At 65.6% G+C, this 21,152-nt stretch carries 16 protein-coding genes; 10 read left to right on the top strand and 6 right to left on the bottom strand.

Translation table 11 applies throughout. From position 1 onward, the window contains the following. Positions 1-69: 69 nt before the first annotated feature. Positions 70-1,398, bottom strand: a complete 1,329-nt coding sequence (locus tag HFGMBDPB_RS03540; protein WP_017405190.1) for an RsmB/NOP family class I SAM-dependent RNA methyltransferase — start codon at positions 1,396-1,398, stop codon at positions 70-72. Between the two features lie 92 nt (positions 1,399-1,490). Between HFGMBDPB_RS03540 and HFGMBDPB_RS03535 the strand changes: the two genes are divergently transcribed. Further along, a complete protein-coding gene (locus tag HFGMBDPB_RS03535; RefSeq protein WP_016445758.1) occupies positions 1,491-1,763 on the top strand; it encodes a DUF1653 domain-containing protein in 273 nt (90 codons plus the stop codon). 7 nt (positions 1,764-1,770) lie between these two features. Here HFGMBDPB_RS03535 and purN read toward each other — a convergent pair whose 3' ends face one another. Further along, positions 1,771-2,349, bottom strand: coding sequence for a phosphoribosylglycinamide formyltransferase (gene purN, locus HFGMBDPB_RS03530; RefSeq protein WP_016445757.1), 579 nt, complete (start codon positions 2,347-2,349; stop codon positions 1,771-1,773). A gap of 96 nt (positions 2,350-2,445) precedes the next feature. Between purN and HFGMBDPB_RS03525 the strand changes: the two genes are divergently transcribed. From HFGMBDPB_RS03525 to HFGMBDPB_RS03515, 3 genes are all read left to right on the top strand, one after another. Further along, the gene (locus HFGMBDPB_RS03525; protein WP_016445756.1) at positions 2,446-3,126 is read left to right on the top strand and encodes a YceH family protein; all 681 of its coding nucleotides are present in this window, start codon (positions 2,446-2,448) and stop codon (positions 3,124-3,126) included. Between the two features lie 109 nt (positions 3,127-3,235). Then, positions 3,236-4,417, top strand: coding sequence for an acyl-CoA dehydrogenase family protein (locus HFGMBDPB_RS03520; RefSeq protein WP_016445755.1), 1,182 nt, complete (start codon positions 3,236-3,238; stop codon positions 4,415-4,417). 69 nt (positions 4,418-4,486) lie between these two features. Continuing rightward, positions 4,487-5,602: an acyl-CoA dehydrogenase family protein gene (locus tag HFGMBDPB_RS03515; protein ID WP_016451097.1), complete on the top strand. Its 1,116-nt coding sequence runs from the start codon at positions 4,487-4,489 to the stop codon at positions 5,600-5,602. 102 nt (positions 5,603-5,704) lie between these two features. On the opposite strand, the gene HFGMBDPB_RS03510 is transcribed toward HFGMBDPB_RS03515, so the two are convergent. The 3 genes from HFGMBDPB_RS03510 to HFGMBDPB_RS03500 form a co-directional block, all read right to left on the bottom strand. Then, entirely contained in the window at positions 5,705-6,652 is a 948-nt protein-coding gene (locus HFGMBDPB_RS03510) for a bestrophin family protein (protein WP_016445753.1), read from the bottom strand. A 124-nt stretch (positions 6,653-6,776) separates the two neighbouring features. Beyond that, entirely contained in the window at positions 6,777-9,092 is a 2,316-nt protein-coding gene (locus tag HFGMBDPB_RS03505; RefSeq protein WP_249343337.1) for an IPTL-CTERM sorting domain-containing protein, read from the bottom strand. Positions 9,093-9,439: 347 nt separating this feature from the next. Then, complete coding sequence (locus HFGMBDPB_RS03500) at positions 9,440-10,141, bottom strand: response regulator transcription factor (protein ID WP_016445751.1); 702 nt, start codon at positions 10,139-10,141, stop codon at positions 9,440-9,442. Between the two features lie 168 nt (positions 10,142-10,309). Between HFGMBDPB_RS03500 and HFGMBDPB_RS03495 the strand changes: the two genes are divergently transcribed. The 3 genes from HFGMBDPB_RS03495 to HFGMBDPB_RS03485 all read left to right on the top strand — a co-directional run bounded on the left by HFGMBDPB_RS03495 (position 10,310) and on the right by HFGMBDPB_RS03485 (position 15,765). Then, positions 10,310-12,289 carry a sensor histidine kinase gene (locus HFGMBDPB_RS03495; RefSeq protein ID WP_212644948.1) on the top strand — a complete coding sequence of 660 codons (1,980 nt, stop codon included), beginning with the start codon at positions 10,310-10,312 and terminating at the stop codon, positions 12,287-12,289. Then, the gene (locus tag HFGMBDPB_RS03490; protein WP_212644947.1) at positions 12,277-14,328 is read left to right on the top strand and encodes a sensor histidine kinase; all 2,052 of its coding nucleotides are present in this window, start codon (positions 12,277-12,279) and stop codon (positions 14,326-14,328) included. The genes HFGMBDPB_RS03495 and HFGMBDPB_RS03490 overlap by 13 nt, the downstream gene beginning before the upstream one ends. A gap of 123 nt (positions 14,329-14,451) precedes the next feature. After that, complete coding sequence (locus tag HFGMBDPB_RS03485; RefSeq protein ID WP_160851306.1) at positions 14,452-15,765, top strand: methyltransferase; 1,314 nt, start codon at positions 14,452-14,454, stop codon at positions 15,763-15,765. A 114-nt stretch (positions 15,766-15,879) separates the two neighbouring features. Here HFGMBDPB_RS03485 and HFGMBDPB_RS03480 read toward each other — a convergent pair whose 3' ends face one another. Further along, positions 15,880-16,437: an HNH endonuclease gene (locus tag HFGMBDPB_RS03480; protein ID WP_160851308.1), complete on the bottom strand. Its 558-nt coding sequence runs from the start codon at positions 16,435-16,437 to the stop codon at positions 15,880-15,882. 157 nt (positions 16,438-16,594) lie between these two features. On the opposite strand from HFGMBDPB_RS03480, the gene HFGMBDPB_RS03475 reads away from it, so the two are divergent. From HFGMBDPB_RS03475 to lspA, 3 genes are all read left to right on the top strand, one after another. Next, positions 16,595-17,644 (top strand): bifunctional riboflavin kinase/FAD synthetase, encoded by a 1,050-nt coding sequence (locus HFGMBDPB_RS03475; RefSeq protein ID WP_034399628.1) that lies wholly within the window; start codon positions 16,595-16,597, stop codon positions 17,642-17,644. Between the two features lie 105 nt (positions 17,645-17,749). Beyond that, entirely contained in the window at positions 17,750-20,605 is a 2,856-nt protein-coding gene (gene ileS, locus HFGMBDPB_RS03470) for an isoleucine--tRNA ligase (RefSeq protein ID WP_212644946.1), read from the top strand. Between the two features lie 18 nt (positions 20,606-20,623). After that, positions 20,624-21,139, top strand: coding sequence for a signal peptidase II (gene lspA / locus HFGMBDPB_RS03465; protein ID WP_016445744.1), 516 nt, complete (start codon positions 20,624-20,626; stop codon positions 21,137-21,139). Positions 21,140-21,152: the final 13 nt, after the last annotated feature.

Raw genomic sequence — 21,152 nt, 5'->3', positions numbered from 1 at the left:
ATTTTAGGCGAGCCCCCCGTGAAGACGTTCGGCAATCTCCCGCGATTTACAGCTTATTGCGTCTGCAAGTTACGGCTTCCGGGTCCAAACGGCGGCGAAAAACCCGTCCGTCTCATGGCGCTGGGGCCACAGGCGCAGGTACTGCGTGCCGGTCTCGCCGCCGCTGCACAGCACATCGCCCCGCTCCACCTTGAGCTGGGCCAGAAGTTCTCCGGCATCCATGGCCACGAAGTCAGAGTGCTCCGCTGCAAAGGCGTCGGCGATGGCTTCGTTTTCCTGGGGCAGGACCGAACAGGTGGCATAGACCAGGCGCCCGCCCGGCTTGACCAGCCGCGCAGCACTGGCCAGGATGGCCGCCTGCTTTTGCGTGAGCTCCTCAATGGCCTTGGCCGACTGGCGCCACTTGAGGTCGGGATTGCGGCGCAGCGTGCCCAGGCCCGAGCAGGGGGCATCGACCAGCACGCGGTCGATCTTTCCGGCCAGGCGCTTGACGCGGTCGTCGCGCTCATGGGCGATGGCCGCGGGGTGCACGTTCGACAGGCCCGAGCGCGCCAGGCGCGGCTTCAGGGCCTCAAGCCGGTGGCCCGAGACATCGAAGGCGTACAGACGCCCCGTGCTGCGCATCGAAGCACCAATGGCCAGGGTCTTGCCGCCTGCGCCTGCACAGAAATCGACCACCATTTCGCCGCGCTTGGCATCGAGCATCAGCGCCAGCAGTTGCGAGCCTTCGTCCTGCACCTCGATGGCACCGCGCGTGAAAGCGTCCATCCGGGCCAGCGCCGGCTTGCCCTGCACACGCAGGCCCCAGGGCGAGTAAGGCGTGGCTTCGGCGGCGATGCCGGCATCGGCCAGTTCCTTTTGCACATCGGCACGCTTGGCGTTCAGCGCATTGACGCGCAGATCCAGCGGCGCGGCCTGCTCCATGCTCTGGGCAAAGGCCCAGAAGTCATCACCCAGTTGCTGCTGTAGCGGTGCGACCAGCCATTCGGGAAGGTTGTGGCGGTGCGGCTCCATCAGTTCGTCGGGACGCACGGCCTCGCAGGCGTCCAGCCATTGCAGCTCCTGCGGCGACAGCGCGGCGCGCACGAAGCTGCGTGCGTCCTTGACACCTTGCTCGGTCTTGCCAGCCACGCGGGCCAGTGCCTCCTGGCTGTGGGCAAAGCCCAAAATGGCCAGCCTGCGCTCACGCGAGCCGCTGCCAGAACGCGCCAGGCTCTCAAAAAGCAGCTTCTTGCGCAGCACGGTGTAGGCGGTCTCGGCCAGCGCAGCGCGCTCGCGCGGGCCCAGGTTGCGGTTTTCACGGAAAAAGCGTGACACCACGGCGTCGGCCGGATGTTCGAAAGTCAGGGTGCGCTTGACCAGTTCGGCGCAGGCGTCGAGAAGCTGTTTGGGATGCATGGCCGCGATTGTCCCACTGCCTTGCAAATCCGAGAGGGGCGCAGGTCGGAACCCGGAGCAACGCCGGGCTGGCACGGCTACCATGGCGCCCCATGACCGATGACGACCTGCCCCCTCTGATTGCCACGCCCCCGGGCCTGTACCGCCACTACAAGGGCGCTCCCTACGAGGTGCTTGCCACCGTGCGCCACAGCGAAACGCGCGAGTCCATGACCCTGTACCGCGCGCTCTACGGCGAGCGCGGCCTGTGGGTGCGGCCGGCCGCCATGTTCAACGAAACCGTGGTCATCAACGGCGTGGAGCAGCCCCGCTTTGCACGCTGCCCCGAAGTGGAGCAGCAGGCCTTTCAGAGCGAAGGCCTGTGAGCAGACCCTAGCCCCGCATCAACTGCGCCACGGCGCGCGGGTAGATGATGTGCTCCTGCACCAGCACGCGCGCGGCCAGTGCCTGGGCCGTGTCGCCGGGCAGCACGGGCACCACGGCCTGCTCCAGGATGGGGCCCACATCCAGCTCGGCCGTCACGCGGTGCACGGTGCAGCCGGCGAAGCGGCAGCCTGCATCGATGGCCCGCTGGTGCGTGTGCAGGCCCGTGAAGGCGGGCAGCAGCGACGGGTGGATGTTGATCATGCGACCTTCGTAATGCGCAACGAAGCCCGGCGTGAGGATGCGCATGAAGCCGGCAAGCACGACCAGCGCGGGCGCGTGCCGGTCGATCACCTGGGCCAGCTCGGCGTCGAAGGCCTCGCGGCTGGGGAACGGGCGGTGGTCCAGCACCTCGGTGGCAATGCCCTGCTCGCGCGCGAAAACGAGGCCCGAAGCCTCGGCCTTGTTGCTGACCACGGCGGCCACGCGGGCGCCATAACGCCGCGCCCAGTCCTGTTGCTGCGAAGCACGCACAATGGCAGCCATGTTCGAGCCGCCGCCCGAGATCAGGATCACGATATTTTTCATGGGCGGCGATTGTCGCACCGCGGGCCGCGCGGCCTGCGCCAGCCCCGGCAAGGCCCATGGCCCTGCCGGGCCTTGTCACCTCTTGCCCTCAGACCCATGCCATTCGATCCCCGCTCCACCCCCTTGACCGCCGTCGAAGCCCGCGTGCTGGCCACCCTGATGGAGAAGGCGCGTACCGTGCCCGACAGCTACCCGCTCACGCTCAACGCACTGGTGACGGGCTGCAACCAGAAAAGCAGCCGCGATCCGGTGATGGAAGTCAGCGAGGGCGAAGCCCAGGAAGCGCTGGACAGCCTGCGCCTGCGCACCATGTCCGTGCAGATCAGCAGCGCACGCGCCACGCGCTGGGAACACAACTTCCCGCGCGGCGTGGGTGTGCCCGACCAGAGCGCCGTGCTGCTGTCCCTGCTGATGCTGCGCGGCCCGCAGACGGCTGGCGAGCTGCGCATCAACTCCGAGCGCTGGCACCGCTTTGCCGACATCTCCTCGGTCGAAGCCTTCCTGGAAGAGCTGCGCGAGCGCAGCGAGGAAAAAGGCGGCCCGCTGGTCGTCCTGCTGCCCCGCGCGCCCGGCGCGCGCGAACAACGCTGGGCCCACCTGCTGTGCGGCCCCGTGGACGTGAACGCGATCGCCTCGGCCCCTGCGGCAGCAGGCGCACGCGGCGATGCCCTGGCCCAGCGCGTGGTCGATCTGGAAGCCCAGGTACGCCAGCTGCAGGCACGTCTGGCACATGTCTACGCCCAGCTGGGTCTGGAAGAACCCGATCAGCCTGCCTGATATCCGGCGGCCGTGAAGCCATCAGGGATTGCCATAGGTTGTCACGCCCTGGACAGTTCAAAAAAGAACGCGCGTGCTACAAAAGCCGGGATTGAAGGAGACACAGTCCATGGACCTGGCATTTACCACTGAAGAACAGTCCTTTCGCGAGGAAGTCCGCGCCTGGGTGCGGGCCAACCTGCCCCAGGACATCGCGCACAAGGTGCGCCATTCGCTGCGCCTGACGCGCGACGACCTGCAGAACTGGGCCAAGATTCTTGGCAAGAAAGGCTGGCTGGGCTACGGCTGGCCCAAGCAGTTCGGCGGACCCGGCTGGAACGCCGTGCAAAAGCACCTGTTCGAGGAGGAATGTGCCCTGGCCTGCGCGCCGCGCATCATTCCCTTCGGCCCCGTGATGGTGGCGCCCGTGATCATGGCCTACGGCACGCCCGAGCAGCAGCAGCGCTTTCTGCCCGGCATTGCCAGCGGCGAAGTGTGGTGGAGCCAGGGCTACTCGGAGCCGGGCTCGGGCTCGGACCTGGCCAGCGTCAAGACCCGCGCCGAGCGCGTGGGCGACAAATACATCGTCAACGGCCAGAAGACCTGGACCACGCTGGGCCAGTACGGCGAATGGATCTTCTGCCTGGTGCGCACCAGCAACGAGGGCAAGCCCCAGACCGGCATCAGCTTCCTGCTGGTGGACATGAAGAGCCCTGGCGTGACCGTGCGCCCGATCAAGCTGCTGGACGGCGAGTGCGAGGTCAACGAGGTCTTCTTCGACAATGTGGAAGTGCCGGCCGAGAACCTGATCGGCGAGGAGAACAAGGGCTGGACCTACGCCAAGCACCTGCTCAGCCACGAGCGTACCAACATCGCCGACGTGAACCGCGCCAAGCGCGAGCTGGAACGCCTCAAGCGCATCGCCAAGGCCGAAGGCGTCTATGAGGACCAGCGTTTCCGCGACGAGATCGCCAAGCTCGAAGTCGACGTGGTGGCGCTGGAGATGCTGGTGCTGCGCGTGCTGTCGGCCGAGAAATCGGGCAAGAACCCGCTGGACATCGCCGGCCTGCTCAAGATCAAGGGCAGTGAAATCCAGCAGCGCTACTCCGAGCTGATGATGCTGGCCGCAGGCCCCTTCAGCCTGCCCTTCATCGAAGAAGCCATGGAAGCCGGCTGGCAGGGCGACTTCCCCGGCGGCGTGGCGGACAACGCGCCGCTGGCATCGACCTATTTCAACATGCGCAAGACGACGATCTACGGCGGCTCCAACGAGGTCCAGAGAAACATCGTCGCTCAGACGGTGCTGGGCTGATTTTGGCTGGAGTTTCGCTGACCCCAGAAGTGCGCCGGACGCGCTTCGATCAGCTTCGGGAGACAGAAAATGGACTTTGATTTTTCGGATGACCAGCAGCAACTGCGCGACGCGGTGCGCCGCTGGGTGGACAAGGGCTACACCTTCGAGCGCCGCCGCTCCATCGTCGAGGCGGGCGGCTTCTCGCGCGAGGCCTGGGGCGAGCTGGCCGAACTGGGCCTGACGGCACTGACCGTGCCCGAGGAGCACGGCGGCCTGGGCCAGGGCGCCACCGACGTGATGGTGGTGATGGAAGAGCTGGGCCGCGGTCTGGTGATGGAGCCGCTGGCACAGGCCTTCGTGGCATCCAGCGTGCTCGGCCAGCATGCCGACGCCTCCGTGGCCGGCCAGTGGCTGCCGCGCGTGGCCAGCGGCGAGGCCCTGGTCGTGCTGGCACACCAGGAGCGCCAGGCCCGTTACCGGCTCGACGTCTGCGCGGCCACGGCCGGCAAGAGCGGCAGCGGCTACACGGTGGATGCCACCAAGAGCGTGGTGCCCGCAGGCGACGCGGCCGATGCCTTCCTGGTGCCGGCCCAGCTGGACGGCAAGATCGCCCTCTTCCTGGTGGAGCGCGGCGCCAGCGGCGTCAGCACCCAGGGCTACCGGACCCAGGATGGCAGCCGCGCCGCCGAGCTGCGCTGCCAGGCGGCTCCCGCCACGCTGGTGACGACCGATGGCCTGGCCGCCCTGACGCTGGCCCAGGACGTGGCCAACGCCGCCCTGTGCGCCGAAGGCGTGGGCGCCATGGAGCAGACACTGAAGCTCACCACCGAGTACATGAACCAGCGCAAGCAGTTCAACACGGTGATCGCCAGCTTCCAGGCCCTGCGCCACCGCGTGGCGGACATGAAGATGCAGCTGGAGCTGGCCCGCTCCATGAGCTACTACGCCAGCCTCAAGATGAACACGCCCGAGGCGGAGCGCCACGTGGCCATCGCGCGCGCCAAGGTCCAGCTGGGCCAGTCGCTGCGCTATGTGGGCCAGCAGTCGGTGCAGCTGCACGGCGGCATCGGCGTGACCGACGAGTACGCAGGCAGCCACTACTTCAAGCGCCTGACGCAGATGGAGATGACGGGTGGGGACACGCTGCACCATCTGGGCATCGTGTCCGGGAAGATGCAGGACACGGCCGGCGTGTTTGCCTGAGCCTCGGGTCCCGCTTCAGACCACCAGACCCCGCAGGAAACTGCGGGGCTTTTTCATGGGCTTTTCATGGGCCTTTGCTTTTTCCCATGCTTGCCCGCCGCCTCAGGTCAGCCTGTAGCCCTCGGGCCTGAGCGGCGCGGGCAGATCCGTCTCGCCCAGCGTGCGGCCCAGGCTGATCTCGATGGAGCGGCAGATGGTGTCCAGCGGCAGGTCGTTGCTCTCCAGGCCAAAGGGCTCTTCGAGTTCATCGCCAAGGGCGTCGAGCCCATAGAAGGTGTAGGCCACGATGGCCACGACAAAGGGCGTCATGAACCCGGTCGTGTCCACCAGGCCGAACGGCAGCAGAAAGCAGTACATATAGGCCGTGCGGTGCAGCAGCAGCGCATACGAGAACGGCATGGGCGTGTTGCGTATGCGCTCGCACGAGGCGGCAGCGGCCGTCATGCGTGTGAAGGTCTTGTCCATTGACGCGGCCAGGCAGGGCTCCATCTCGCCACGGCGCACACACTGCGCCAGGTCATGCCCCATGGACATCATCAGTGCGTCGCAGCGCTGCTCCAGCGGCAGGGCCTGGATTTGGCGCCATTCCCTGTCCACGAGCCAGCGGCCGGCTTCGGCATCGTCGTGCAGGCCCCGCAGCTGGGACCGCAGCGAATGCGCGAAGGCAACAGCCCGGTGCACCATGCGCACGCGCACGTCGCTGTCGCGGCGCCGGGGATCGGGCACCGTGTCCAGCGCAATCAGGCTCTGGCACTGGCGCGCCAGCGTGCGCGCGCAGATCACCATCTCTCCCCAGAGCTTGCGCCCTTCCCAGTAGCGGTCGTAGGCGGTGTTGTTGCGAAACCCCAGGAAGATGGCCAGCGGCAGGCCGATCAGCGTGAAGGGGATGGGCGTCACCGTGATCTTCACGTCGAAGAGATTGCCGTGCACCAGGGTGATGATGGCGGCAAACACGATGTTCACGAGCAGCGTGACCTGGATGCGCTGGAGCACCGAGCCCCGCAAAATCAGAAACAGCCTGAGGCCGGCGGGGCGATCACGGACGATCATGGGGCGAATGCTAGGTATAAACCCTTATTCGATCACATATTGAGCATGTCAATGGGCTGCGGCCATGCTCCGAACCAAAAAAAAGGCGCCCCGAAGGGCGCCCTGCGTCACGACCGGTTGCCGGTCACAGCGCGTTGAAGCGGCGGCGGCGCACCATGCCCCAGCCCATGATGCCCATCAAGCCGGACATCAGGATCAGGCCCCATTCGGAGAGGGTGGGGATGGAGGCGGGCGATACGGCCACGGCCACCGCGCGTGAAGCCGTGTTGTTGGCCGGGTTGGCATCTCCGGTCGCACCGGTGCTGCCCGTCAGTGCCACCGCCCCCACGGAGCTGGGCGTTCCGCTGACCGTGCAGGTCACGCTGGCGCCCGCAGGCACGGCATCCCCTGCGGACCAGGCTGCATTGGAGGGGCTGATGCGGCAAGCGCCCTGGCTGACGCCAGGCGGCAGTCCCGTGACTGCGCACGAGGTGCCTGCCGATGCATCGGCCGAGCCCTGGTTCTTGCAGACAAAACGGCCGCTGTAGGGCGTGCCGGCAGTGAACGCGGTCGGCAGGCCGCTCAGATCGACGCCCATGTCGGGCACTGCAACGGTGGACACATTCATGGTCGCGGTGTTGTTTGCCGCATTCGAATCATCCGTTGCGCCCGTGGTGCCCGTGACCGTGGACGAACCTGCGGCCGTGGGCGTACCGCTCACCTGGCAGGTGACCGTGGCTCCCACCGGCACCGCATTGCCCGCCACCCACGCGGCATTGCCGGGGCTGATGGAGCATGCGCCTTGCGTCACGCCAGCCGGCAGGCCGGTGACGGCGCAGGAGGTGCCGCTCACGGCGTTGGCCAGGCCCTGGTTGCTGCAGGTGAAGCTGCCGCTATAGGGAATGTTCAGCGGCGAGGTGGAGGGCAGTCCGCTCAGATTGACCTGCATGTCCGGCGCTGTGGTGACCGTGATGTTCGATGTGGCCGTGTTGTTGCCCGGGGTCAGGTCGTTGTCGCCGCCCGTGGTCACCGTGACCGTCGAGCTGCCGCCTGGACCCGTCGGTGTGCCGGAGACCAGGCAGACCACCGTCTTGCCCACAGGCACCACGGCGGGCTGCATCCAGGCCGCGCCGTCTATCGTGCATTGGCCTGCCGTCACACCAGGGGGCAGACCGGAGGCATCGCAGATAGCCTGGCCTGCGCTGGCTGCACCATCGTTCTTGCAGGAGAAGCTGCCGGTGTAGGGGACGCCGACCACGGCGGTGGGCGGGAGTCCGGAGACATCAGGCACCATGTCGCTGCTCGCCGCGGGAGCCAGCAATTGGGTCTGCACCATGGCACCGAGCAGGGTCGAGGTCAGGTCGCCTCCGATGGTGTAGTTGCCGTTGTTGATCTGGTCTGACGGCGTGCCCGCAGGAACCTTCACGGTCATCGTGAACATGCCCGACTGCCCGGGTGCCAGGGTCCCAAAGTTGCACTGGGCAGGGTCTGAACTGCCCACGGCCGGGGCCGTGCAAGCGCCGCCGTCGCCGGCCAGCGACACGAACGTGGTCGGACTGACGCCCGCATCCGTGCCCACGGGCATGGCGGGCGTGACCTTCACGTTGTTCACCGGGGTGCTGCCGTTGTTCGTATAGGTATAGGTGTAGGTGATCTCCGTGCCGTCCGCCTTGGGCGCGCTGACAGGCCCGGACGCGCTGATCCACAAGGTCTTGGGCAGGGTCGTGCCGAAGTTGTCAACGTACAGATGGCCTGCGTGGCCACCGGCACTGCAGGCCGAGGCCACGGCCTGCAGCCTGACCTTGTCGCCTACCCGCAGGTAGGCATTGCCAGGAGCGACATCGTAGGCCTGGGGGTCGGTGTAGTTCTGGATGGCACCGCCCTTGTCGGTAAAGGTCTTCCAGGGTGCTCCCGGCTCGCCGCCGTAGTGGTACTTGAAGAACAACTCCTGGGGTGAGCCCGTCAGATCCGTGGCGGTCTGGGCGTCATAGGTCTTGACCAGCGAGATGGCAAAGTAGGGGCGATCCTCGCCTCCGTGATTGCTGGCGTACTCAAGCACGGGCGCCGCGACAAATCGGATGTGGATCTTGCCGTCCTGGTCGATGTCATCCGCAGTCAGCGTCACTTCCTGGGTGATGGAACTTGCCGTATTGACCTGCTGGGTCCAGCCGGCGAGTCCCCCCGTGACATTGTTGGACCGCGGTATCACGTTGCTGGCTGGGGTGGTGCTGTTCGCCTTGAGGTTGATGCGGGCAGAGTGGGAGCCTGCCAAAGTCAGTTTGAGGGCGGACTGGCCGGCGTCACCCCGGAACAGGACTTCGTCTGCAGCGCCTTCCGAGCCGCTGTCGATTTCGACCAGATGAACCTTGCTGCCGGGCGGCTGCAAAAGCAACTCGCTCAGGCTCTTCGGATTGGTCTGGGTCCCATTGTTGGTCCAGGCCTGAGCCGTCCAGCCAGTCAAGTCTCCCGTCTCGAAATCACCATTCAGAAACGCCGCCTGTGCCCCCGCACCGATCACCGCCAGGGTGCCAGCCGCGATCAGGCGTCTCGCCTGCCTCCAAGCGTTCATGCGCGGCCCTGTGGGCCGGATATGCAAACTCTGTCTCGCCATACCATTCCTCTCTTCATGTGTGTTTGATCACGGATGAAAACCCCGACGGCCCACGCCGCCGGCTTGCGCACACCGCCAGCACCAAGCCGCCCAATCACGCGCACGCGCTTTTGCAGCAAAAAAATGGGCGAACGAATCCCTTCCGCATGCCCGGACGGCAGCGGTTCAAAAAGCTGAAATGGAGAAGAAAAAGGCGCCTAAGGCACGAACACCAGCCCTCGACCGAACACGGCCCTCACCGGCAGGGCCAGCCCGGAGATATCCAGGGTCTTGCGGCGAAGCCGCGTCAACTGCGATTCAATGCGATGAAAACCGTCATCCACATCGGCATAGCCCATGGCCTCGATCAGGGTCTGCTTGGACACCATGGTCCCAGGGGTTGCCATCAGGCAGCCGAGCAATTCCAGCTCGCGGCTGGTCAGGGCAATGATCTGGTGGTTGGGTGCGACCATGCAGGCCGACAGGGGGTCAAGGCGCCAGGTCAGGAATGGGGCGGACGCCCTGCCCGGCTGACCGGTGTTGCGGCGAAGCTGGGAGCGGATGCCGGCCACCAGCTCGTTCATGTCGGTGGGCTTGACGAAGTACTGCAGCGCGCCGGCATTGAGGCCGGCAATGCGGCTGTCCAGATCGCCGCGTGCCGTGAGCACCACCACGGGGATCTCCTGCTCGGCCAGGCGCTTGACCAGGCTCAACCCGTCCTCGCCGGGCAGACCCAGGTCGACGACGACCAGATCTGCCTTCTCGCGCAGTAGCTTTATGTAGAAGTCTTCTGCAGAATCCGTGCCCCAGGCATGCAGGCCAGACTTTGTTAAAAATCGACACACATTGATACGAATATCCTCGTCGTCCTCTACGACGGCGACGGTGAACTCGATCGATGGCTCTAGTGTCTGCTGCATGATGTTTGCCTATTGGTGCGCGGATTTTCATTGGGGTGAACGTCCGCCGCCATGCACGAACACTCTCGAATGCTCACAGTTCAGAGAAACACACAAAAATTTACTTTTATTGCATGGATCACGGTATCGCTCGGGCTGCTCGCATTTTTCGTGCTGAGCCCGGCAACCATGTCTCCCCCTGACAAGGGACTGCGTCTGGGCAAGGACCTGCCGATGCAGGTGCTTGCCGATGCGGGCCGCAGCATGACCATTGAACAGGTCGCGGCCCTGCCCGATGATGCCTTCGAAACCCGGCGCACGCCTCTGAACGAGGGCTATACCCGCCAGGCTTACTGGGTGAGGGTTGCCATGCCTGCCCTCGCACCCGCCAGTGCGCTGGCCGGCAATGATCCGCTGTGGCTGGAGATCACGCCCACCTATCTGGACAGGGTCACGCTCTACCAGCAGGCGAATGGCCTGTGGCAGGCACGCGAAAGCGGCGACACGGTGCCCATGGCCCAGCGCATCCATGTGCGCCAGCTGGTGTTTCCACTGCGCGCCGGCCAGCCCTTTGTGCTGCGCATCGAGACCAGCAGCGCCATGCAGCTGTACGCCACGGTCTGGCGCAGCACGGGGCTGATGGCCTGGCTGTCCAGCGTGGAGTGGGCCTCGGGGGTGCACCAGGGCGTGAACCTGGTGCTGACCTTGCTGATCGCCGGCGCAGCCCTGGCCCTTCGCATGCGCAGCCTGATGGCCATGACGCTGCTGGCGTTCGTGGTTCTGACCCACAACGCCAATGTGCGCGGCTATGCCCAGCTGTGGCTGCCCGAGCCCTGGGCGCCGCATGCGGATATCTGGGTGAGCGTGGGCGTCTTCCTGCTGCCTGCCGCCTTTGCCTGGCAGGCACGCGAGACCTTGACGCGCGGCACGATCTGGCGCCGCATCGACCGCATGCTGGTGCTGCTGACCTTGGCGCCGCTGCTGGCCTTGCTCAGCATTCCCATGGGGCACTACACGCAATGGGCCTGGCTCGGAGTCAGCGTCCCCTGGATGGCCAGCATGCTGAGCGCTCTGGTGGCCTGGAAGAACCTGCTCCGCCAGGGCCCCAGCATCGTCAACCTGCTGGTGCTGATTCCCTACACGCTGCATGCGGTCATGGGCATCCACGTGGCTGCAGCGTTCACGGGGCTGGTGTCCTCCGACATCGAAGCCGGCATGTACTGGCAACTGGAATCGCTGCTGCTGTACATCCTCATCATCATTGCCGTGGGCGCCAGCCTGGTCGAGAAATTCCAGAACTCCATGGACAGGCAGGCGCAACTAATGGAGTCATTGGCCCGCTCCGAGCACGCGCTCGAAGGCCGGGTACGCACACGCACGGCCGAGCTGCTGCATGCACAGAACGCGCTGCAGGCCGCGCTGCACGGCGAACGCACCCTGCGGCTGGAGCAGCGCCAGTTCTTCAACATGGTCAACCATGAATTCCGCACGCCGCTGGCCGTGGTGGACAGCGCGGCCACGGAGCAGTTGACCTTTCCGTCCACCGATATCGACTCCCAACTGGAGCGGGCCGCCCAGATCCGGCGTGCCTGCAGGCGCCTCACGGCCCTGGTGGACAACTGCCTGGTCAGCGACCGCCTGGACGCGCCTGCGTTCCGGCTGCAGCTCGACCGGGTTCCGGTGACGGACCTGATCGACGATGCCGTACAGCTCGTGCACTGGTCGCGCCGCCATCATCTGAGACTGGAGACTGCGGGCATCCCCGCCTCCTGGCAGTGCGATCCCACGCTGGTGCGCATCGCCCTGTCCAACCTCGTGGACAACGCCGTGAAATACGCCCAGGCCGGCGAAATCGCCGTGTGTGCCCGCCTGGACGGGCAGGGCCGGCTGGAGCTCACCGTCAGCGACGAGGGCCCTGGCCTGGCGCCCGAGCTGGCGCAGCGCATCTTCGAGCTGCACGAGCGCGGAGAGCGCTCGGACCAGACCCGAGGCTTCGGCCTGGGCCTGTGGGTGGCCCGGCGCGTGGCCCAGATGCATGGCGGCGATGTGCAGGTCACGCCAGCTGCGGGCGGAGGCACCTGCTTCACGCTGACGCTGCCCTGCAGCATTCCCGAAGACAGCGGCCTTGCCACAGCTGCAACACAGCCCGCCTCGCCATGCGTATCCTGAACCTGCTGCTTGTCCTGAACCGTCTGGCGCTGCCGGGCTGGCTGGTGTTTTCGCTGGTGCTGGTGGTCTGCTTCATCCTCAGTCCGGCCTGGCAGTCCCTTCCAGCCAAGCGCCTGCAGCTGGGCACGGACCTGCCCATGCTGGCGCTTGTCGATGCGCAGGGCAGCCTCACCATCGACCAGGTGGCAGCCCTGCCCGATACGGACTTCACCGCGCTCGACACACCGCTGAACAAGGGCTACACGCACGATGTGTATTGGCTCAAGGTGCAGGCTCCCTATATCGCGGCCGGGAAGATCGACCCCGAGCAGGACCCTCTGTGGCTGGAGATCCTGCCCAGCTACCTGGACCAGGTCGCGCTGTACCAGTACATGGACGGCGCCTGGCGCATGCGCAGCAGCGGCGATACGGCAACCGGCGAACCACGGGTCCATGTGCGCCAGCTCGTGTTTCCGCTGTACACGGACCAGCCCTTCATCCTGCGCGTGCAGACCTCAAGCCCCATGCAGCTGGACGCCACGATCTGGCGCAGCAGCGGTCTGATGACGCAGTTCTCGGCCGTGGAATGGGCATCGGGCATCCACCAGGGCATCAACCTCATGCTGGCCCTGCTGATCATCGGGGCAGCCCTGGCCTTGCGGTTGCGCAAACTGGCCGCCATGGCCGTGGCAGCCATCGCCGTACTGATCCATGGCGCCAGCGACCGGGGCTACCTGCAGATCTGGCTGCCCGACCATCTGGCGCACTGGGGCCATCTGTGCGTCAGCCTTGGCACCCTGATGCTTCCCGCCGCCCTGGCCTGGCAGATGCGCGAGCTGCTGACCCGCGACACACGCTGGCGGCGCATGGACCGGGCCCTGCTCGCCCTGGGAATCATCCCGTTGCTGTGCCTGCCAAGCATCCCGCTCGGCCGCTACCAGGACTGGGCCTGGATAGGGGTCGGCGCGCCCTGGGCCATCAGCGCGCTGTTTGCGGTGGTCGCATGGAGCAATCTGCTGCGCGATCGTGCCAGCCTGGTCCATGTGCTGATGGTCGTTCCCAGCACCATGTACGGGCTCATGGGGCTGTATGTGACGGCAGCCTATGTGGGCCTTGCCAGCCTGCCCACCATAGAGACCAGCGTTTTCTGGCAGCTCAACACCTTGCTGGTCAACATCGTGATCACCGTGGCCGTCGGCGCCAGCCTGATCCAGAAATTTCGGGACTCCATGGCACGCCAGGCACAACTGCTCGAATCCCTGGCCAAATCCGAGCATGCGCTGGAAGAGCGCGTGCGGCTGCGCACGGCCGAGCTGCTGCGGGCGCAGAACGCGCTGCAGGCGGCGCTGCACAGCGAACGCACGCTGCGACTGGAGCAGCGGCAGTTCTTCAACATGGTCAACCATGAGTTCCGCACGCCGCTGGCCGTGGTGGACAGTGCCGCCACCGAGCAACTTTCCTTTCCCTCCCCCGACATCGACTCCCAGCTCGAACGTGCCGCCCAGATCCGGCGCGCCTGCAGACGCCTCACGGCCCTGGTGGACAACTGCCTGATCAGCGACCGCCTGGACGCTCCCGCCTTCAGGCTGCAGTTGCACCGCGCTCCCGTCATGGAGCTGGTCGATGATGCCGCGCAGCTCGTGCACTGGTCTCGCCGCCACCGTCTGCGCCTGGACAGCGCGCAGGCGCCCGCCATCTGGGAGTGCGACTCCACGCTCATCCGCATCGCACTGTCCAACCTCGTGGACAACGCCGTGAAGTACGCCAAGGCCGGAGAAATCACCGTGCGCGCGCGCACCGACGACCGTGGTCAGTTGGAACTCACCGTCAGCGACCAGGGCCCAGGCCTGGCGCCCGAGCTGGCGCTGCGCATCTTCGAGCGCTTCGAGCGCGGCCACCGCTCCGACCAGGCCCGCGGCTTCGGCCTGGGCCTGTGGGTCGCCCGGCGCATTGCGCGACTGCATGGCGGCGACATACAGGCGGCACCTTCACCGGAAGGTGGCACGAGCTTCACGCTCACGCTATCGAGCACCTCATACAGGACAGCACCCCTTGCGTAACCCAACCTGGCATAGGGGCGGATGAAGAATCCGCGATAATCGAGAGTTATCTGCTGGCATAGCAACTACGCATGTTGCAGCGCCTGTCCTGCCCCTCTCCGGTCATACACACACCCTTTCGTCATGAGTGCTATCTCCATCCCCGCAGACATAAACCGCAAGCTCTTGGAAATGGCCCGCCAACAGATCATGCAGGGCAACCTGAAGAAGGCTGCACAGACCCTGAACAAAGCTCATCGGCAAGCGCCTCATGACGCCCGTGTTTTCATGCTGGGAGGACTGTTGGCCGACAAGGCAAACAATCCCGCCAAAGCCGAAGAGTCGTTTCAGCGCTGCCTGGAAATGGCCCCGATGTGGGGACCCGGCATGCTGGAGTATGCGATGTACAGCGCACGCAGCGGTGAGACGGACCGAGCCATTGAATTGGCGGAAAAAGTCGCGCGCATCGAGCCCAGAAACCCGCAGGTCCTGGCCGCTGTCGTGGATCTTGCACATGCTGTGGGCAACTTGGATATGGCCATCCACCACCTGCGGCGAGGTCTGGAGTTGTATCCTGGAGATCCTGTCCTGCGCCGCTATCTCGCAGTGGACCTCAGCCTCACGCAACAGCACGCAGAAGCAACAATACTATGGGACGCACTGGTGATAGAGAGGCCCGACGAGGCAGAACTTCGATATGGCCGCATCAAGGCATGCGCGGCCCGCGGCGAGCCTGCGGCAGCCATGCCCGACATTCTTGTGCTGCGGGAAAAATTTCCCGAGGATCCCACCCTGGACTACTACGCCACTCTGGCCAGAGGAGAAGTGCCTTCCAGCCAACCGGTGGAAGTTCATCAATCCATGTTCAACAAGATGGCTGGGCAGTTCGACCAGCATCTGGTCCGCCGCCTCCAATATCAGTTGCCGAAGCTGGTGGCAGATCAATTGATAGAACAGCGCCCGGACAAAGACTTCAATCTGCTAGATCTGGGCTGCGGTACAGGCCTGCTTGGTGCCTGTCTCGGTCCAATGAAAGGCTATCTGATCGGTGTGGACAGCTCTCTTGCAATGCTAGAGCAGGCTGCCCAGCACAATGTCTACGATCGGTTCCATCATGTCGACTTGCTAAAAGCACTGCGCGACACCCCGGCAGAGCAATATGAGGTTCTCACTAGTCTCGACGTATTGATTTATGTGGGCGACCTCCAGCCCGTGATACCCAATGCAGCCCGCATCCTCAAGGCAGGCGGCTCATTTATCTTCTCCTGCGAGGCTGCGCCAGAAGACGGGCCAGATCTGCTGCTTCAAGACTCGCACCGCTATGCCCACAAGCTCAGCCACGTAGAAGAGCTGTGCAGGCAGGCGGGCCTCGACCCCAGTAAACAGGAACTGGTGCTGCGCATGGAAGCAGGAACACCTGTACAGGGCTTTCTGATCACCGCGAACAAGCCGGCATGAACGCAAGGCAGACCAGTGATAGGACTTGCAGACCTCACCGCGAGGAAATCGCTTTGTCCGACATAACTTCATCACTGTATGCCAAGGCCACTTGGAGCCATCGGAAATACGGAGCTACACCAGCAGCCGTGACGACTTGGGCACATGGGCGATCAGAAACTCCATCTGGTCCGCCAGAATCCGCCGGTTGCGCAGGATGAAGTCTTCCCAGAGGCTGGGTACATAGGGCGTGTAGAGCAGGGGCATGCGCGCCTGTTCAGGCGTGCGGGCGCCCTTGCGGTGGTTACAGGAACGGCAGGCAGTCACCAGATTCATCCAGTGATGGCCGCCGCCCGCGGAGATGGGCACGATGTGTTCGCGCGTGAGGTCGTTTTCGTGGAAGACCCGGCCGCAGTAGGCGCAGATGCAGCGGTCGCGTGCGAACAGCTTGCCGTTGGTCAGGCCCGGCTGCAGGCTGTGCGGATTGATGGAGGGCGCACCGCGCGTGCCGATGATGCTGTTGATGTGGATGACCGACTGGCAGCCCGTGACGGCATTGTGGCCACCGCGGAAACAGGCGACTTCCCCGCCGGACTCCCAGCGCACATCGTCCGCCGCGTAATGCAGCGCCGCCTGCTCCAGCGTAATCCAGGATTGGGGCAGCCCTTGGGCCGACAGCTTCAAGACCTTCACGACACGCCTCCTCTGACACCAAGGTGAACGGGAATGCAGCCAGTGCACAGGGCCTGCAAGGCAGGCCTTATCGAGGCAATATACTCTGTTTCCGTGTCGGATTGACAGCCTGCGCTGGCTGCGCGCGTGCCAGCCGCTATTGAAAACAAAGCGTCCCATGAAGATTTTTCGAGGCTTCAACCATCCAGGGCGAGAACCGGCCTGCGCCGTCACCATCGGCAATTTCGATGGTGTTCACCGGGGTCACCAGGCCATGCTGGCCCTGCTGTCGGCTGAAGCTGCCCAGCGTGGCGTGCCCACCTGCGTGCTGACCTTCGAGCCCCATCCGCGCGACTACTTCGCCCAGGCCCTGGGCCGGCCCGAGATCGCGCCGGCGCGCATAGGCACGCTGCGCGACAAGCTGTCGGAGCTGCAGCGCTGCGGCGTGGACCAGACCGTGGTGCTGCCCTTCAACCGGGCGCTGGCCAGCCAGGCGCCCCAGGCCTTCATCGATGAGGTGCTGGTGGCCGGCCTGGGCGCGAAATACGTGCTGGTCGGCGACGATTTCCGCTTCGGCGCCCAGCGCGCGGGCGACTACGCCATGCTGGACGCGGCAGGCCAGCGCCAGGGCTTTGACGTAGCCCGCATGAACAGCTACGAAGTGCATGGCCTGCGCGTGTCCAGCACCCATGTGCGCTGCGCCCTGGCCGAGGGGCGCATGCAGGATGCGGCGCGGCTGCTGGGTCATCCCTACACCATCTCCGGCCATGTGGTCCACGGGCGCAAGCTGGGCCGCAGCCTGGCCGAAAGCCGCCAGGGCGCGGGCGACGGCTTTCGAACGCTGAACCTGCGCTTCAACCATTGGAAGCCCGCGGCCAGCGGCATCTTCGCGGTACTGGTCCACGGACTGCATGAGCGTCCTCTGCGCGGCGTGGCCAACCTCGGTGTGCGCCCTTCCCTGGACCCGACGGATGTCAACGGCGGGCGCGTCCTGCTGGAAACCCACTGCCTCGATTGGCCCGGCGCGCCGGGTGGCGAAGAGGCCTACGGTAAAATCATCCGCGTGGAACTTCTGCACAAACTGCACGACGAGCTGAAGTACGACAGTCTCGACGCCCTCACCGCCGGCATCGCCAAGGACTGCGATGACGCGCGCGCGTTCTTCGCCACCATCCACACACCCATCTACACCGAGACCCGTCGCCAGACCACGCGCGACCGAATTTGACGATCTCCGTCACCTGCCCGGGCGCGGGTGCGCACCAGGCTTCCTCCCCTTTTTCCCGTGCCTGGACCAGACGGTCCGGGCTCTGGCCTGCTTTCAAGGTTCTCCATGTCTGATTCGAAAGTCTCTCCCAACGCCAATGCGGGCTATCGCGCCACGCTGAACATGCCCGACACGCCCTTCCCCATGCGCGGCGATCTGCCCAAGCGCGAGCCGGGCTGGGTCCAGGAATGGGAGGACAAGGGCATCTACAAGAAGCTGCGCGATGCGCGCCACGGTGCGCCCAAGTTCATCCTGCACGACGGCCCGCCCTACGCCAACGGCAAGATCCATATCGGCCATGCGGTGAACAAGGCGCTCAAGGACATGATCGTCAAGAGCCGCCAGCTCGAGGGCTTCGACGCCATGTACGTGCCGGGCTGGGACTGCCACGGCCTGCCCATCGAGAACGCCATCGAAAAGCTGCATGGCCGCAATCTGCCGCGCGACGAGATGCAGGCCAAGAGCCGTGCATTCGCCACCGAGCAGATCGCCCAGCAGATGGTGGACTTCAAGCGCCTGGGCGTGCTCGGCGACTGGGACCATCCCTACAAGACCATGAACTACGCCAACGAGGCCGCCGAGCTGCGCGCCTTGAAGCGCGTCATGGAGCGCGGCTTCGTCTACCGCGGCCTCAAGCCGGTGTACTGGTGCTTTGACTGCGGCTCCTCGCTGGCCGAGTTCGAGATCGAGTACGCCGACAAGCAAAGCCAGACGCTGGACGTGATGTTCCCCTCGGCCGAGCCCGACAGGCTGGCGGCCGCCTTCGGCCTGACCTCGCTGGCCAAGCCCGCCTTCATCGTCATCTGGACGACGACGGCCTGGACCATCCCCGCCAACCAGGCGCTCAACGTCAACCCCGAGCTGGAATACAGCCTGGTGGATACCGAGCGCGGCCTGCTGATCGTGGCCTCCGCCCTGGTCGACAAATGCCTGGCACGCTGGAAGCTCGAAGGCCAGGTCCTTGCCACCGCCGTGGGAAGGAAGCTGGACCACCTGCAGTTCAAGCACCCGCTGGCCCACGTGGACAAGGGCTTTGACCGCGTCTCGCCCGTGTTCCTGGCCGACTACGCCACGGCCGATGACGGCACCGGCATTGTGCACTCGGCCCCCGCCTACGGCGTGGACGACTTCAACAGCTGCATGAACAACGGCATGACGCGCGATGACATCCTGAGCCCCGTGCAGGGCAACGGCGTCTACGCACCCGAGCTGCCGCTGTTCGGCGGCCAGCACATCTGGAAGGCCGTCCCCGTCATCATCGATGCGCTCAAGCTGGGCGACCGCCTGCTGGATACCACGACCATCACCCACAGCTACCCGCACTGCTGGCGCCACAAGACGCCGGTGATCTACCGCGCCGCCGCCCAGTGGTTCATCCGCATGGATGAGGGCGAGGGCGTGTTCACCAAGCCCGGTGACAAGCCCGCGCAGACGCTGCGCCAGATCGCGCTGGAAGCCATCGAGCACACCCAGTTCTACCCGGAGAACGGCAAGACCCGCCTGCGGGACATGATCGCCGGCCGGCCCGACTGGTGCATCTCGCGCCAGCGCAGCTGGGGCGTGCCCCTGCCCTTCTTCCTGCACAAGGACAGCGGCGAACTGCATCCGCGCACCATGGAGATCATCGACCAGGCCGCCGCCATGGTCGAGCAAGGCGGCATCGAGGCCTGGAGCCGCGTGACGGCCGAGGACATCCTGGGCGCCGAGGAAGCCGTGCACTACACCAAGAGCACCGACATCCTCGAAGTCTGGTTCGACTCCGGCTCCACCTTCTGGCATGTGATGCGCGGCACGCACGCCGACATGCACCACGACCAGGGCCCCGAGGCCGACCTTTACCTGGAAGGCCATGACCAGCACCGCGGCTGGTTCCATTCGTCGCTGCTGCTGGCCTCGGCCATCTTTGGGCGCGCGCCCTACCGCGGCCTGCTGACCCACGGCTTCACCGTGGACGGCCAGGGCAAGAAGATGTCCAAGTCGCTGGGCAACACCGTCGCCCCGCAGGACGTGAGCAACAAGATGGGCGCCGAGATCATCCGCCTGTGGGTGGCCTCGACCGACTACTCGGGCGACCTGGGCATCGACGACAAGATCCTGGCCCGCGTGGTGGACGCCTACCGCCGCATCCGCAACACGCTGCGCTTCCTGCTGGCCAACGTCAGCGACTTCGACGCGGCGAAAGACTCGGTTGCCACCGAAGAGCTGCTGGAAATCGACCGCTGGGCCCTGGCCCGCGCGGCCCAGTTCCAGGCCGAGGTGCTGGCCCACTACAAGGTCTATGAATTCCACCCCGTGGTGGCCAAGCTGCAGCTGTTCTGCTCGGAAGACCTGGGCGGCTTCTACCTGGACGTGCTCAAGGACCGCCTGTACACCAGCGCGCCCAAGAGCCTGGCCCGCCGCAGCGCCCAGACCGCGCTGCACCAGATCACGCACGCCATGCTGCGCTGGATGGCGCCCTTCCTGTCCTTCACGGCCGAAGAGGCCTGGAAGGTCTTCGGCGACAGCGAGTCCATCTTCCTGGAGACCTACACCGACCTGCCGGCCGGCGACGAGGCCCTGCTGGCCAAGTGGGCCCGCCTGCGCGAGATCCGCGACGTGGTGAACAAGGACATCGAGGCCGTGCGCGCCGAAGGCCGGGTCGGCTCCTCGCTGCAGGCCGAAGTCCGTGTCTCGGCGCAGCCCGAAGACCTGGCCCTGCTGCAAAGCCTGGGCGACGACCTGAAGTTCGTCTTCATCACCTCGGCCGCCGAGGCCCTGGCGGGCGAGACGCTGCAGGCCGCCGTCGCACCCAGCAGCCATGCCAAGTGCGACCGCTGCTGGCACTACCGTGCCGACGTGGGCATCAATCCCGAGCACCCCAGCCTGTGCGGCCGTTGCGACAGCAACCTGCACGGTGCCGGCGAAGAGCGCCGCAAGGCGTAATCCCACCGAGGCGCTGCCATGACCCCTAGCTTTGCCGCAGTCCCCGAATCCCGCAGCCGCCGCATCTGGCCCTGGCTGGCCTGGTCGCTGGCGATCATCGCCATCGACCAGCTCACCAAGCAGTGGATCCTTGATGCCTACCAGCTGGGCGACTGGACGCCGATCACGGGCTTTTTCAACATCGTGCGGGCCCACAACACGGGGGCTGCCTTCTCGTTCCTGGCTGGAGCCGGTGGCTGGCAGCGCTGGCTGTTCGTGGGCATCGGCGCGGCGGCCACGCTGCTCATCGTCTGGCAGTTGCGCAAGCATCCGGGGCAGAAGCTGTTTTGCTTCTCGCTGGCCAGCATCCTGGGCGGTGCCATCGGCAACGTGGTGGACCGCCTGCAGCACGGCTACGTGGTGGACTTCCTGGACTTCTACTGGGGCCGTTCGCACTTTCCGGCCTTCAATGCGGCCGACATCGCCATCAGCGTGGGCGCGGCCCTGCTGATCCTGGACGAGGTGCTGCGCGCACGGCGGGCCAAGGGCGCCTGATCCCTGCCGCAAC

This window comes from Delftia sp. PE138 (assembly GCF_018320755.1).
Taxonomy (GTDB): Bacteria; Pseudomonadota; Gammaproteobacteria; order Burkholderiales; family Burkholderiaceae_C; genus Comamonas; species Comamonas tsuruhatensis.
This window is presented reverse-complemented; position numbering and strand designations above follow the sequence as displayed.

Coding starts and splice junctions, on each gene's coding strand:
- HFGMBDPB_RS03540 (WP_017405190.1), bottom strand. CDS start 1,398: ATGCATCCCAAACAGCTTCTCGACGCCTGCGCCGAACTGGTCAAGCGC.
- HFGMBDPB_RS03535 (WP_016445758.1), top strand. CDS start 1,491: ATGACCGATGACGACCTGCCCCCTCTGATTGCCACGCCCCCGGGCCTG.
- purN (WP_016445757.1), bottom strand. CDS start 2,349: ATGAAAAATATCGTGATCCTGATCTCGGGCGGCGGCTCGAACATGGCT.
- HFGMBDPB_RS03525 (WP_016445756.1), top strand. CDS start 2,446: ATGCCATTCGATCCCCGCTCCACCCCCTTGACCGCCGTCGAAGCCCGC.
- HFGMBDPB_RS03520 (WP_016445755.1), top strand. CDS start 3,236: ATGGACCTGGCATTTACCACTGAAGAACAGTCCTTTCGCGAGGAAGTC.
- HFGMBDPB_RS03515 (WP_016451097.1), top strand. CDS start 4,487: ATGGACTTTGATTTTTCGGATGACCAGCAGCAACTGCGCGACGCGGTG.
- HFGMBDPB_RS03510 (WP_016445753.1), bottom strand. CDS start 6,652: ATGATCGTCCGTGATCGCCCCGCCGGCCTCAGGCTGTTTCTGATTTTG.
- HFGMBDPB_RS03500 (WP_016445751.1), bottom strand. CDS start 10,141: ATGCAGCAGACACTAGAGCCATCGATCGAGTTCACCGTCGCCGTCGTA.
- HFGMBDPB_RS03495 (WP_212644948.1), top strand. CDS start 10,310: ATGTCTCCCCCTGACAAGGGACTGCGTCTGGGCAAGGACCTGCCGATG.
- HFGMBDPB_RS03490 (WP_212644947.1), top strand. CDS start 12,277: ATGCGTATCCTGAACCTGCTGCTTGTCCTGAACCGTCTGGCGCTGCCG.
- HFGMBDPB_RS03485 (WP_160851306.1), top strand. CDS start 14,452: ATGAGTGCTATCTCCATCCCCGCAGACATAAACCGCAAGCTCTTGGAA.
- HFGMBDPB_RS03475 (WP_034399628.1), top strand. CDS start 16,595: ATGAAGATTTTTCGAGGCTTCAACCATCCAGGGCGAGAACCGGCCTGC.
- ileS (WP_212644946.1), top strand. CDS start 17,750: ATGTCTGATTCGAAAGTCTCTCCCAACGCCAATGCGGGCTATCGCGCC.
- lspA (WP_016445744.1), top strand. CDS start 20,624: ATGACCCCTAGCTTTGCCGCAGTCCCCGAATCCCGCAGCCGCCGCATC.